Below are 12,729 nucleotides of genomic sequence, written 5' to 3'. Positions count from 1 at the left end.
AGCGTACTGTTTTTTATGGAGAAAAATATGAACTTTCGCCTGACTGGGCTGGCTTTCGCAACGGTGTTGCTCGTCGGGTGCGCTAGCACCCCTGAGAACGAACCCCAAGGGCGATCCGATCCTTTGGAAGGATTCAACCGGACGATGTTCGATTTTAACTACAACGTGTTGGATCCGTATGTGCTGCGGCCGGTGGCGGTAGCGTGGCGTGATTATGTGCCGCAGCCGGCGCGTAACGGCCTGAGTAACTTTACTTCTAACCTTGAAGAGCCGGCCAGCATGGTCAACGCCTTCCTGAAGGGCGACCCGTATCGCGGGATGATCCACTTCAACCGCTTCTTCCTGAACACCATTCTCGGCATGGGCGGCCTGATCGACGTGGCCGGCATGGCTAACCCGAAACTGGCGCGCGAAGAGCCTAACCGTTTCGGCAGCACGATGGGGCACTATGGCGTCGGTTACGGCCCGTATGTGATGCTGCCGGGCTATGGCAGCTTCACCCTGCGTGACGAGGGCGGCGACTGGGCCGATTCGCTCTATCCGGTGCTGAGCTATCTGACCTTCTGGATGTCGGCCGGCAAGTGGGTGGTGGAAGGCATTGAGACCCGCGCTCAGCTGCTGGATTCCGATGGCCTGCTGCGCAACTCTTCCGATCCGTACCTGATGGTGCGTGAGGCGTACTTCCAGCGCCACGACTTTATCGCCAACGGCGGCGTGCTGAAGCCGGAAGAGAACCCGAACGCCAAGGCGATTCAGGGCGATCTGGACGATATCGATTCGGCGGAATAGGCCGGCACAGAAAGCGCATAAAGAAAAACCCGCCATCCGGCGGGTTTTTTTATCGTTGATACTGTCGGGCGCAGCTTAGAACGTGTAGTTGAAGTTAGCGCCGTACAGCCAGGCTTTACCTTCAGACTCGAAGGTGTACGGGCCTTCCTTGACGGTAACGTGCTGACCGTGCATATAGGAGACGCCCACGTCCACCGAGGCGTTCTGGTTGAACGCGTAGGTGGTGCCGGCGCTGAGCCAGAAGCGGTCCTGATCCGGGATGGAAATGGAGCGGTTCTGGGCCGGTACCGGGCTGTCATCGAAGGCGATACCGGTACGGAAGGTCCAGTTATCGTCGTAGTAATAGGTGGTACCCAGCGCGATGCGGTAAGCGTCTTTGAAGCCTTCATGCTTCTCGAACAGCGTCTGGCCGTTGCTGCCGGTGGCGCGCAGCTCCTGGAACTGGCTCCAGCTGGTGTATGCCAGGCTGTAGTGAACGGCCCACTTTGGCGCCACCCGGTTATAACCGGAAATTTCCCACATCTCAGGCAGGTGCAGCGACAGAGAGCCAGGAATAGTGTTGCCGTCGGTGCCCCATGGCAGGCCGGTCATGCCCTGCATCGGGTTAAAGCTTGATGGGACGCTGCTCTTGTAATCGCCGTCGAAGTCGACTTTGATTTCGGAACGGTAGGTCAGGCCGTAGCGGTTGTTTTCATCCACTTCATACAGGATGCCGGCGTTCCAGCCGTAGCCCCATTCGTCGCCCTTCAGGTGCGAAATCTGGGTATCGGCAGGCATGCCGACCGCGGCGCCGCTTTCGCCAGCGTAGCGTTCGAGCTTGGCCTTGGCGTATAGCGCATCAAAGCCCAGGCCGAAGCTGAAGTGCTGGTTCAGGCGGTACGCGGCGCTCAGGTTGAGGTTAACGGTGGTCAGATCGGTTTTACCGGCGTACGGGCCGGCGGTATAGCCGTCGTTAAATTCGGTCGCCAGGCCGTAGTTGCTGGTGACCGAGCCGCCGACGGCCCACTGGTCGTTCAGCGGGTGGATATAATGAAGGTTCGGGATCCACTGTGCCGGCGCGATGTTTTTCGCATCCAGGCTGTTGCCGGAGCGCGAGGTGCCGGAGATATCAACGCCCGGGTCGACAAAGATGGCGCCGGCGGAGAAGGTTGGGCGGTCAAACATCATCATGGTCGCCGGGTTGCGGCTGGCTGAGGTGGCATTGTCGGCGACGGCGCCTTCACCAGAAAAAGAACGGCCTAAACCAGAAGAAGAGTACTCATTCAACTGGAATCCTGCGGCATACACGTTTGAAGAAATAATCGCCACTGCAGCTGCAAGAGCTGTTTTCTTGAATAGGTTTTTCTGGCTCATGACCAAAACCTCATTATGTGTTTATTATTTAAACTATGTTACACGTGGTAACAAGGAGCGCGGGATTGTAGGGTCCGTTATCCATCAGACAAATCAGACCAGTGGCTGAATTATAGGTCTGACCTGTTAAGATGTTGCAACTTTGTTTTTGAAATATTTCCAGATTGATATCAAAAAAGAGATCTGCTTAACAAAACGCCAGTGGTAAATAACAAAATTCCTATGTTTATTTATCAAATTAATATTTTTATTTGTGATTTCCATCACTTAAAACACCTACAGAGAGTAAGTGCTAGTGATCTCATACGGCGAGGCGTAAAATGGCTTACAGAATCTTGGGTCTTTGCGCCGGGTCATACGCCCAGGCGTCGTGAGGAGAATTAACTATGTCAGATGCAATTAATAAATGCAGCGCACAGGAAACGGCAGCATGCTGCTGTGTGGATGTCGGCACCGTGATGGACAATACCGACTGCACCGCGTCCTACAGCCAGATTTTTACCGACGAGCAAGACGCGCAGCAAACGCTGACGGCGCTGACGGAAAAAGCGCGTTCGGTGGAGTCCGATCCCTGCGCCATCAGCAGCAGCCTGCAGCCGGTAGACGGCGGCGTGCAGCTGAACGCTGATTTCACCTTTGCCTGCCAGGCGGAAACGCTGATTTTTCAGCTGGGCCTGCGTTAACGCATCACGGTATTCTGCGCGGCGCCCGCCGCGCAGCCTCTTTAATTTTCCCCTTGCCGGTTTATCCCCCGTTTGAAAGTTGCTCCTGCTCGCAGATTTCACCTCTGACGGTTTGCCAAATGTAAACATCTGGTTAACAATGACCTCATCAGGTCAGACCTGTTTTGCGGATTGCGCTGACGTTACTTTCTTCAGGAGCATTTATGAGTAAGGCACTGCCGCTGGTCACCCGTCAGGGAGACAGAATTGCAATAGTTAATGGATTACGCACCCCGTTCGCCAAACAGGCGACCGCCTATCACGGCGTGCCGGCGGTGGATCTCGGTAAAATGGCGGTCAGTGAGTTGGTGGCGCGCAGCGGCATCGACGCGACGCTGATTGAACAACTGGTGTTTGGCCAGGTGGTGCAGATGCCGGAGGCGCCGAATATCGCGCGCGAGATCGTGCTCGGCACCGGCATGAGCGTACATACCGACGCCTACAGCGTCTCCCGCGCCTGCGCCACCAGTTTCCAGGCGATCGCCAACGTGGCGGAAAGCATTATCGCCGGCAGCATCAGCGTCGGCATTGCCGGCGGCGCTGATTCCTCCTCCGTACTGCCGATCGGCGTCAGCAAAGCGCTGGCGCGCACGCTGGTGGACGTCAACAAGGCGCGCACGCTGTCGCAGCGCCTGAAGCTGTTCAGCCGGTTGAAATTCCGCGACCTGCTGCCGGTGCCGCCGGCGGTAGCGGAATACTCCACCGGCCTGCGGATGGGCGACACCGCCGAACAAATGGCGAAGACGCACGGCATCAGCCGTGAAGATCAGGACGCGCTGGCACACCGTTCTCACCAGTTGGCGGCCAATGCCTGGGAGCAGGGCTGGTTGCACGATGAAGTAATGACGGCCTATGTGCCGCCGTATAAGGCGGAACTGACCGAAGACAACAATGTCCGCAAAGACTCCAGCCTGGCCTCCTACGCCAAATTAAAGCCGGCTTTCGATCGTAAACACGGCAGCGTGACCGCGGCCAACAGTACGCCGCTCACCGACGGTGCGGCGGCGGTGCTGATGATGAGCGAATCCCGCGCCAGAGAGCTGGGGCTGCAGCCGCTCGGCTATCTGCGCAGCTTCGCCTTTGCCGCCATCGACGTCTGGCAGGATATGCTGCTGGGGCCGTCGTACGCCACGCCGCTGGCGCTGGATCGGGCGGGCATTACGCTGGCCGATTTAACGTTGATCGATATGCATGAAGCCTTCGCCGCGCAGACGCTGGCCAACCTGAAAATGTTCGCCAGCGCGGCGTTCGCCCGCGAGAAGCTGGGGCGCGACGCGGCGATCGGGGAGGTCGACATGGAGAAGTTCAACGTGCTGGGCGGCTCTATTGCCTACGGGCACCCGTTTGCCGCCACCGGCGCGCGCATGATTACCCAGACGCTGCATGAGCTGAAACGTCGCGGCGGCGGTCTGGGGCTGGCGACCGCCTGCGCCGCCGGCGGTCTGGGCGCGGCGATGGTTGTGGAGGTGGAATAATGAGCGCAGCGACCAATGCACTGCATGAGCAACGGGCTCCACAGACGGCGTTTCGTCTGACCCTGCGGCCGGACAACATCGGCGTGATTACCATCGACGTGCCGGGAGAAAAGGTCAATACGCTGAAGGCGGAGTTTGTTGAACAGATTAATGATGTGCTGATCCAGGCGCAGCAGCAGACCACGCTGGAAGGCCTGGTCATTATCTCCGGTAAGCCCGATTCCTTTATCGCCGGCGCCGATATCACCATGATCGCCGCCTGCAACGGCGCCAAAGAGGCGCAGTCGCTGGCGAAGAAAGGGCAGGGCACGCTGGCGCAGTTGGCGGCTTTTCCGGTGCCGGTGGTGGCGGCGATCCACGGTGCCTGTCTGGGCGGCGGGCTTGAGCTGGCGCTGGCTTGCCACAGCCGGGTATGTTCCCTGGACGATAAAACCGCGCTCGGCCTGCCGGAAGTGCAGCTGGGGCTGTTGCCGGGATCCGGCGGCACGCAGCGGCTGCCGCGTCTGATTGGCGCCGGCAAAGCGCTGGATATGATGCTGACCGGCAAACAGATCCGCGCTCGTCAGGCGCTGCGCATGGGGCTGGTGGACGATGCGGTGCCGCACGCCATTTTGCTTGAGACGGCGGTCGCGCGCGCCAGGCAGGGCTGGTCGGCGCGGCGCGAACTGCCGTGGCAGGAGCGGTTGCTCAACGGCCCGCTCGGGCGCAGTGCGCTGTTCGCCATCGTGCGCAAGAAAACGCTGGAGAAGACGCACGGCAATTATCCGGCGGCGGAGCGGATTATCCAGGTGGTGCGTACCGGTTTGGACCAGGGCAGCGCCAGCGGTTATGAGGCCGAGGCACGCGCCTTTGGCGAGCTGGCGATGACGCCGCAGTCAGCGGCGCTGCGCAGCCTGTTTTTTGCTTCCACCGCGCTGAAAAAGGAGCGTGGCGCCGATGCGCAGCCGCACGCGCTTGAACGGGTTGGTATTCTGGGCGGCGGCCTGATGGGCGGCGGCATTGCCTGTGTGACGGCTACGCGCGGCGGTTTGCCGGTACGTATTAAGGACATCAGCACCCAGGGCATTAATCACGCGCTGAAATACAGCTGGGACGTGCTGGGCAAGCGGGTGCGCCGTAAGCGTATGCGTCCGGCGGAGCGGCAAAAGCAGATGATGCTGATTTCCGGCACCACCGATTACTGCGGTTTCGAGCAGGTGGACATCGTGGTGGAGGCGGTGTTCGAAGATCTGGCGCTGAAGCAGCAGATGGTGGCGGAGATAGAGCAGCACGCCGCGTCGCATACCGTCTTTGCCTCTAACACCTCTTCGCTGCCGATTAGCCAGATCGCCGCCAAGGCGCAGCGGCCGGAGCAGGTGATCGGGCTGCACTATTTCAGCCCGGTGGACAAAATGCCGCTGGTGGAGGTGATACCGCATGCCGCAACCAGCGCCGCAACCATCGCCACTACCGTAGCGTTGGCGCATAAGCAGGGGAAAACGGCGATAGTGGTGGCCGACCGCGCCGGTTTTTACGTTAACCGCATCCTGGCGCCCTATATTAATGAGGCGGCGCGCTGTCTGCTGGCCGGCGAGCCGATCGAGGCGCTGGATAAGGCGCTGGTGGATTTCGGCTTCCCGGTGGGGCCGATTACACTGTTGGACGAGGTCGGTATCGACGTCGGCACCAAAATTATTCCTATTCTGGTGGAAGAACTGGGGTCGCGCTTCGCCGCGCCGGCGGCGTTTGATGCGGTGCTGAAAGATGGCCGCAAAGGGCGCAAGAACGGCAAGGGCTTCTATCTGTATCCCAGCGAAGGCCAGCAGCGCCAGCGCCGAAAACGTGCTGACGCTTCGGTTTATACGCTGCTCGGCGTCACGCCGAAGGCGCATCTGCCGCCGGCGGAGATCGCCCAGCGCTGCGTGATGATGATGCTGAACGAAGCGGCGCGTTGTCTGGAAGAAGGCGTGATTCGCAGCGCCCGCGACGGCGATATCGGCGCGGTGTTCGGCATTGGCTTCCCGCCGTTCCTCGGCGGACCATTCCGCTATATGGATGAGCTTGGTGCGGAGACGGTGGTGAAAACCCTGCAATATCTGCAGCAGCAGCACGGCGAGCATTTTGCGCCGTGCGAACGTCTGCAGCGCATGGCACAACAGGGCGAGCGTTTCTATCCCCGCTAGCGGGCAGCATGGCGGCCCGATTTGCACTACAGTAACAACAGAGGCGTGATGTGATCGCTATCACTCCTTGCGACACCTGCAATCCCGGACGCTGTACAGGGAGATGGGGGCGAGGTAACGTAGGCTGTCGGCGGCGAAGGGTGAGCCGCCGGTATGAAATCTCGCGCATTGCGCGTGAAATTTAACCTGTTGAATTGGTTGTAAAGTGAACGATGGCTTCGCGTAAAGTCGCGCCGACGGCGAAAAAACGGCGTTTTCTTTACGTGAACTTTCAGGCAAAATGCCCGGCCGCCATAGAGAGACGGCGCGTTATCGTTTGGAAGCACGATGTGCTTTTGCGTTAATCAGGGGCCCGGCGCTACGGCACGTTCAGCGTGGCGGGTAATGAGCCGGAGTCATTGAAGCGGCTGCTGCAATTACGCAGTTATTTTGTCAACAACAGCGGTGCACTATGCAAGTTTTGATTATGCGTCACGGAGAGGCGGCGCTCGACGCGGCCAGCGATGCGGTAAGACCTCTTACCCTCTGCGGTCGTGATGAGTCACGTCAGATGGCGGCCTGGTTGAACACCAAGTCTGTGGATATTGAACGCGTGCTGGTCAGTCCTTATCTGCGCGCCGAGCAGACGCTGGACACGGTGCGCGCTGCGCTGACGCTGCCGGAAGGCGCGGAAGTGATGCCGGCGCTGACCCCGGGCGGCGACGCCGCGCTGGTCGGCAGCTATCTGCAGGTCCTGGCCCAGCAGGGGGTGAAGTCGGTGCTGATCGTTTCCCACCTGCCGCTGGTCGGCTATCTGGTGGCGGAACTGTGCCCGGGCGAGTGCCCGCCGATGTTCGCCACCTCGGCAATTGCCAACGTCGAACTGGCGCAGGACGGCCATGCGGGCAAGCTGGAGTGGCAGGTCGGCCCGTCTCAGCTGATGGTGAAAGCCTGACGGCGTAATGTGCGTTAATTGCAAAGGGCGATGATAAACATCGCCCTTTGTCATTTCTGCGGCCTAGTCGGCCAGCTCGACCAGCAGCAATATGGCGGCGTTGCCGCCCCATTCTTTCGGCGCCTGATGGAACGCCAGCACGTCCGGGTGCTGCGCCAGCCACAGCGGCGTCTGTTGCTTGAGAATATGTTTGCCGTGCCCGTGCATCACGCAGGCGCAGTAGACGTGCTCACGTTTACAGGCGGCGATCAGCGCCCCCAGCTCCTGCTTGGCCTGCAGCTGCGTCAGCCCGTGCAGATCGAGAAACAGATCCGGCACATAGTCGCCGCGGCGCAGCTTTTTCAGTTCAAACTGGCTGGCGCCGGGGCGTACATAGCGGGTCGGGCCGTCTTCGTCCAGCTGCGGCTGGAACTCATCGGAAAAATAGAAACTGGCGTCGACCTGTTCCTGCAGCAGGCGCTGCGGCGGCGTCTGCTTGATTTTGGGTTTGGGCGGGCGATGGACAATGGTGTCCTGACGCAGCTTCTTGGCGCCCGTCACCGAGTCTCTGAAGAGCTGCAGTTCATCCTGGCTCAGCGGCGGTTTGTTCTTCATGGTTCTCATTCACTGACGACTATTTTACCGTTAGTTTATCGTGTCGCGTGCGATCTGACGACGCAAAACTGTTGCCTTCAGGTTAAGCCAGGTGAATGAGAAGCGGCTAACCTTAACGTGATGACCGCTCATCCCGCCTGTCGGCCGCCGTGTACCGGTGCGTCGGCAACTTGCGGCAGGGGCGTATATAGCTGCTGATTTGTCGCGGGCTTCGTGGCAAACTATGCGGCTATCTCATGAATCACAGCCGCCTGCCGGAGGGCACTTTGGACAAAATTTTCGTCGACGAAGCAGTGAACGAACTGCACACCATTCAGGATATGCTGCGCTGGACCGTCAGCCGCTTCAGCGCCGCCAATATCTACTATGGTCACGGAACCGATAATCCGTGGGACGAAGCGGTGCAGCTGGTTCTGCCGAGTTTGTATCTGCCGCTGGATATTCCGGAAGAGATGCGCAGCGCGCGTCTGACCTCCAGCGAGCGCCATCGCATCGTCGAGCGGGTCATCCGCCGTATCAACGAGCGCGTGCCGGTGGCGTATCTGACCAACAAGGCCTGGTTCTGCGGCCTGGAATTTTACGTCGATGAGCGCGTGCTGGTGCCGCGTTCGCCGATTGGCGAGCTGATCAACGAGCGGTTCAGCGGCCTGATCCCGCAGCCGCCGCGCCATATTCTGGATATGTGCACCGGCAGCGGCTGCATCGCCATCGCCTGCGGTTACGCCTTCCCGGAAGCGGAAGTGGACGCGGTGGATATCTCCAGCGACGTGCTGGCGGTTACCGAGCGCAATATTCAGGCGCTGGGCGTTGAACATCAGGTGATCCCGATCCGTTCCGATCTGTTCCGCGACGTTCCCGCGATCCAGTACGATCTGATCGTCACCAACCCGCCGTATGTCGATGCTGAAGATATGTCCGATCTACCGGAAGAGTTCCGCTTTGAGCCGGAACTGGGCCTGGCGGCGGGCAGCGACGGCCTGAAACTGGTGCGCCGCATTCTGGCCTGCGCGCCGGACTTCCTCAGCGATGACGGCGTGCTGATTTGTGAAGTCGGCAACAGCATGGTACACCTGATGGAGCAGTACCCGGATATTCCGTTCACCTGGTTGGAGTTTGCCAACGGCGGCGACGGCGTATTTATGCTGACCAAGCAGCAGCTGGTGGACTGCAAGGCGCATTTCAGCATGTATCGCAGCTGATGATTTTCCCTGGCCTGCTGCGGCAGGCCCGATAACAAAAAATGTAACGGTAAGGAGCCGTGATGGCAGGGAACAGTATTGGGCAGTTATTCCGCGTCACCACCTTTGGCGAATCTCACGGGGTGGCGCTGGGATGTATCGTTGACGGGGTGCCGCCGGGCATCGCGCTGACGGAAGAAGATTTGCAACATGACCTGGACCGCCGTCGTCCGGGCACCTCGCGCTATACCACGCAGCGCCGTGAACCCGACCGGGTGCGCATTCTTTCCGGCGTGTTTGAAGGCGTGACCACCGGCACCAGCATCGGCCTGATGATCGAAAACACCGATCAGCGCTCACAAGACTACGGCGCGATCAAAGACGTGTTCCGTCCGGGCCATGCCGACTACACCTACGAACAGAAATACGGCGTGCGCGACTACCGCGGCGGCGGCCGCTCATCGGCGCGGGAAACCGCGATGCGCGTGGCGGCCGGCGCGATTGCCAAAAAGTACCTTGAACAGAAATTCGGCGTGAAGGTGCGCGGCTACCTGGCGCAGATCGGCGACGTCAGCTGCGAGCTGAAAGACTGGGAGCAGGTTGAGCAGAACCCGTTCTTCTGCCCGGATGTCGACAAGCTGGAAGCGCTGGATGAACTGATGCGCGCGCTGAAAAAAGAGGGCGACTCCATTGGCGCCAAAGTCAGCGTGGTGGCGGAGAACGTGCCGGTCGGCCTCGGCGAGCCGGTGTTTGACCGCCTGGATGCCGATCTGGCGCATGCGCTGATGAGCATCAATGCGGTGAAAGGCGTGGAGATCGGCGACGGTTTTGCCGTGGTCACCAAGCGCGGCAGCGAAAACCGCGATGAAATTACCCCGGAAGGCTTCCAGAGCAACCACGCCGGCGGCATTCTCGGCGGCATCAGCAGCGGCCAGCCGGTGATTGCCCATCTGGCGCTGAAGCCGACCTCCAGCATTATGGTGCCGGGGCGCACCATCAACCGCCAGGGCGAAGCGGTGGATATGGTAACCCGCGGCCGCCACGATCCGTGCGTTGGCATCCGCGCGGTGCCGATCGCCGAAGCGATGATGGCAATCGTGCTGATGGACCATCTGCTGCGCCAGCGCGGGCAGAACGGCGACGTGCTCTCCGACGTGCCGCGCTGGTAACCGCGCCGTATCATTGTTCTCATGTCTGGGCATCGTCACGATGCCTGTTTTTCCGGCGGTGCGGCATTGTGTCCGCCCGCATGGCGAAATCAATGGATATCACGATGAAAAATGGGTTGTTGGGTCTGATGGCGCTGCTGGCGTCAACGTCCGCGCTGGCGTTGACGCCGTGGCAAAAAATTGATCATCCGGTAGCGGGGTCGGCGCAGGCGATTGGCGGCTTTTCTAACGGCTGTGTGATCGGCGCCCGGCCGCTGCCGCTCAATGCGGCGGACTATCAGGTGATGCGCCAGGATCAGCGCCGCTATTTCGGTCATCCGGAACTGCTGGCGTTTATTCAGCGTCTGACCCGTGAGACCGGGCAGCAGGGGCTGGGCACGGTGCTGATCGGCGATATGGCGATGCCGGCCGGCGGGCGTTTCAGCAGCGGCCATGCCAGCCACCAGTCCGGTCTGGACGTCGATATCTGGCTGCAGCTGCCGCATCAGCGCTGGAGCGAGCGACAGCTGCTGAAGCCGCAGCCGATAGATCTGGTGAGCGGCGACGGCATGCGGGTGCGTAATAATCAGTGGCAGCCGCAGATTGGTTCGCTGATCAAACTGGCGGCGCAGGACGACAAAGTGGCGCGCATCTTCGTTAACCCGGCGATTAAACAGCGGCTGTGCGACGATGCCGGCAGCGATCGCGCCTGGCTGCATAAGGTGCGGCCGTGGTTTGGCCACCGCGCCCATATGCACGTGCGGTTGAGCTGTCCGCCGGACAGTCTGGAGTGCAAGGATCAGGATCCGCCGCCGCCGGGCGACGGCTGCGGTTTCGAGCTGGCCAGTTGGTTTGAACCACACCAGCCAAGCTCGAAACCGGGCAAGCGGGTTGTGCCGCCGTTGCCGCCTTCCTGTCAGGCGTTGTTGGATAACCATTTTTCTGCGGAATAATTCATGGACTGGTTGATGGTCAGCCCCGAAATGCTCGGGGTGTTGTTTGCCGTGGCGTTACTGGCAGGTTTTATTGATTCCATCGCCGGCGGTGGCGGATTGCTGACGGTACCGGTGCTGCTGGCGGCAGGGGTGCCGCCGGCGCAGGCGCTGGCGACCAACAAGCTGCAGTCGGTGGGCGGTTCGCTGTCCGCCAGCCTGTACTTTATCCGCCGTAAGGCGGTCAATCTCGGCGAACAGAAGCTGACGATCCTGCTGACGCTGATCGGCTCGATCGCCGGCGCGATTCTGGTGCAGCATATGCGCGCCGATCTGCTGCGGCAGATGTTGCCGCTGCTGGTGATTGGCATCGGGCTCTATTTCCTGCTGACGCCGCGTCTGGGAGAAAGCGATCGCCAGCGGCGTCTGAGCGCGCTGCCGTTCGGTCTGGTGGCCGGCGGCTGCGTCGGTTTTTACGACGGCTTTTTCGGCCCCGGTGCCGGCTCTTTCTACGCGCTGGCCTATGTGACGCTGTGCGGCTTCAACCTGGCGAAATCCACCGCGCACGCCAAGGTGCTGAACTTCACCTCCAACTTCGGCAGCCTGATCTTCTTTATCATCGGCGGCAAGGTGGTGTGGGGCATCGGCCTGCTGATGCTGGTCGGGCAGGTGCTGGGCGCGCGGATGGGTGCGCATATGGTAATGACGCGCGGGCAGAAGCTGATTCGCCCGATGATCGTGGTGGTTTCACTGGTGATGAGCCTGAAGCTGCTGTACGACAGTCACGGCGCTGAAATTCAGCAGTGGCTGGCCATGCATTTTTAACGGGTCAATCGGGCGGCAACGTGAAATAATAGCCGCCCTGTTTTTGTGGTTACTTTGAGTTTTTTTATGTCAGACACGCACCAGTATCCCCAGCTGATTGAGATTTTTAATCAGTGCTTCAGCGACGATTACAATACGCGCCTGGTTAAAGGCGACGACGAGCCGATTTATCTGCCGGCGGATGATGAACTGCCTTACCACCGCATCGTATTTGCCCATGGTTTCTACGCCAGCGGCCTGCATGAAATTTCCCACTGGTGTATCGCCGGCGCAGAGCGGCGCAAGCTGGTCGATTTTGGCTACTGGTACTGCCCGGACGGCCGCGATGCGCAAACGCAAAGCGAATTTGAGGCGGTGGAAGTCAAACCACAGGCGCTGGAGTGGTTGTTCTGCGTTGCCGCCGGCTTCCCGTTTAACGTCAGCTGCGACAACCTGAACGGTGACTGCGAGCCGGATCGCGTCGCTTTCCAGCGAAAAGTACGCGCCCGGGTGCTGGAGCTGTTGGAAAAAGGCATTCCCGAACGGCCGGCGCGCTTTATTCAGGCGTTACGATCGTTTTACAATACGCCGCCGCTGACGGCTGAGAATTTTCCTTATCCGGAAGATCTGAACTGATT

General features: G+C 60.1%; 12 protein-coding genes. 10 read left to right on the top strand and 2 right to left on the bottom strand.

What is annotated here, in order from left to right; translation table 11 throughout:
• Window positions 1–27 precede the first annotated feature (27 nt).
• Window positions 28–789 carry a phospholipid-binding lipoprotein MlaA gene (gene mlaA / locus TAN611_RS16410; protein ID WP_015673230.1) on the top strand — a complete coding sequence of 254 codons (762 nt, stop codon included), beginning with the start codon at window positions 28–30 and terminating at the stop codon, window positions 787–789.
• A gap of 75 nt (window positions 790–864) precedes the next feature.
• On the opposite strand, the gene fadL is transcribed toward mlaA, so the two are convergent.
• Entirely contained in the window at window positions 865–2,142 is a 1,278-nt protein-coding gene (fadL, locus tag TAN611_RS16405) for a long-chain fatty acid transporter FadL (protein ID WP_160030428.1), read from the bottom strand.
• A gap of 386 nt (window positions 2,143–2,528) precedes the next feature.
• Here fadL and TAN611_RS16400 point away from each other — a divergent pair, with 386 nt between their 5' ends.
• The 4 genes from TAN611_RS16400 to sixA all read left to right on the top strand — a co-directional run bounded on the left by TAN611_RS16400 (window position 2,529) and on the right by sixA (window position 7,435).
• On the top strand, window positions 2,529–2,825 hold the full coding sequence (locus tag TAN611_RS16400) for a YfcZ/YiiS family protein (protein WP_105231996.1): 297 nt from the start codon (window positions 2,529–2,531) through the stop codon (window positions 2,823–2,825).
• 203 nt (window positions 2,826–3,028) lie between these two features.
• Window positions 3,029–4,339, top strand: a complete 1,311-nt coding sequence (fadI, locus tag TAN611_RS16395) for an acetyl-CoA C-acyltransferase FadI (RefSeq protein ID WP_111736696.1) — start codon at window positions 3,029–3,031, stop codon at window positions 4,337–4,339.
• Entirely contained in the window at window positions 4,339–6,501 is a 2,163-nt protein-coding gene (gene fadJ, locus TAN611_RS16390; RefSeq protein ID WP_203066743.1) for a fatty acid oxidation complex subunit alpha FadJ, read from the top strand. Before fadI ends, fadJ begins: the two co-directional genes overlap by 1 nt.
• Window positions 6,502–6,952: 451 nt before the next feature.
• Window positions 6,953–7,435 carry a phosphohistidine phosphatase SixA gene (gene sixA / locus TAN611_RS16385; protein ID WP_105231993.1) on the top strand — a complete coding sequence of 161 codons (483 nt, stop codon included), beginning with the start codon at window positions 6,953–6,955 and terminating at the stop codon, window positions 7,433–7,435.
• 63 nt (window positions 7,436–7,498) lie between these two features.
• Here the strand turns inward: sixA and smrB are convergent, their stop codons facing one another.
• Window positions 7,499–8,029: an endonuclease SmrB gene (gene smrB, locus TAN611_RS16380; protein ID WP_105231992.1), complete on the bottom strand. Its 531-nt coding sequence runs from the start codon at window positions 8,027–8,029 to the stop codon at window positions 7,499–7,501.
• A gap of 266 nt (window positions 8,030–8,295) precedes the next feature.
• Here smrB and prmB point away from each other — a divergent pair, with 266 nt between their 5' ends.
• From prmB to TAN611_RS16355, 5 genes are all read left to right on the top strand, one after another.
• The gene (gene prmB, locus TAN611_RS16375; RefSeq protein WP_105233461.1) at window positions 8,296–9,228 is read left to right on the top strand and encodes a 50S ribosomal protein L3 N(5)-glutamine methyltransferase; all 933 of its coding nucleotides are present in this window, start codon (window positions 8,296–8,298) and stop codon (window positions 9,226–9,228) included.
• 62 nt (window positions 9,229–9,290) lie between these two features.
• A complete protein-coding gene (gene aroC / locus TAN611_RS16370; RefSeq protein WP_105231991.1) occupies window positions 9,291–10,376 on the top strand; it encodes a chorismate synthase in 1,086 nt (361 codons plus the stop codon).
• Between the two features lie 104 nt (window positions 10,377–10,480).
• The gene (gene mepA / locus TAN611_RS16365; protein WP_105233459.1) at window positions 10,481–11,308 is read left to right on the top strand and encodes a penicillin-insensitive murein endopeptidase; all 828 of its coding nucleotides are present in this window, start codon (window positions 10,481–10,483) and stop codon (window positions 11,306–11,308) included.
• Between the two features lie 3 nt (window positions 11,309–11,311).
• Complete coding sequence (locus TAN611_RS16360; protein WP_105231990.1) at window positions 11,312–12,112, top strand: sulfite exporter TauE/SafE family protein; 801 nt, start codon at window positions 11,312–11,314, stop codon at window positions 12,110–12,112.
• Between the two features lie 66 nt (window positions 12,113–12,178).
• The gene (locus tag TAN611_RS16355) at window positions 12,179–12,727 is read left to right on the top strand and encodes an elongation factor P hydroxylase (protein WP_105231989.1); all 549 of its coding nucleotides are present in this window, start codon (window positions 12,179–12,181) and stop codon (window positions 12,725–12,727) included.
• Window positions 12,728–12,729 lie beyond the last annotated feature (2 nt).

Source organism: Serratia sp. Tan611 (assembly GCF_905188235.1).
Lineage (GTDB): Bacteria > Pseudomonadota > Gammaproteobacteria > Enterobacterales > Enterobacteriaceae > Serratia_B > Serratia_B rhizosphaerae.
The sequence above is the reverse complement of the archived record's forward strand: the minus strand, read 5'-3'. Positions and strand labels throughout refer to the sequence as shown.

Excerpts from the sequence above, each read along its gene's own strand:
- TAN611_RS16400 (WP_105231996.1), top strand. The coding sequence starts at position 2,529 with ATGTCAGATGCAATTAATAAATGCAGCGCACAGGAAACGGCAGCATGC.
- sixA (WP_105231993.1), top strand. The coding sequence starts at position 6,953 with ATGCAAGTTTTGATTATGCGTCACGGAGAGGCGGCGCTCGACGCGGCC.
- mlaA (WP_015673230.1), top strand. The coding sequence starts at position 28 with ATGAACTTTCGCCTGACTGGGCTGGCTTTCGCAACGGTGTTGCTCGTC.
- fadI (WP_111736696.1), top strand. The coding sequence starts at position 3,029 with ATGAGTAAGGCACTGCCGCTGGTCACCCGTCAGGGAGACAGAATTGCA.
- smrB (WP_105231992.1), bottom strand. The coding sequence starts at position 8,029 with ATGAAGAACAAACCGCCGCTGAGCCAGGATGAACTGCAGCTCTTCAGA.
- fadL (WP_160030428.1), bottom strand. The coding sequence starts at position 2,142 with ATGAGCCAGAAAAACCTATTCAAGAAAACAGCTCTTGCAGCTGCAGTG.
- TAN611_RS16355 (WP_105231989.1), top strand. The coding sequence starts at position 12,179 with ATGTCAGACACGCACCAGTATCCCCAGCTGATTGAGATTTTTAATCAG.
- mepA (WP_105233459.1), top strand. The coding sequence starts at position 10,481 with ATGAAAAATGGGTTGTTGGGTCTGATGGCGCTGCTGGCGTCAACGTCC.
- aroC (WP_105231991.1), top strand. The coding sequence starts at position 9,291 with ATGGCAGGGAACAGTATTGGGCAGTTATTCCGCGTCACCACCTTTGGC.
- TAN611_RS16360 (WP_105231990.1), top strand. The coding sequence starts at position 11,312 with ATGGACTGGTTGATGGTCAGCCCCGAAATGCTCGGGGTGTTGTTTGCC.
- fadJ (WP_203066743.1), top strand. The coding sequence starts at position 4,339 with ATGAGCGCAGCGACCAATGCACTGCATGAGCAACGGGCTCCACAGACG.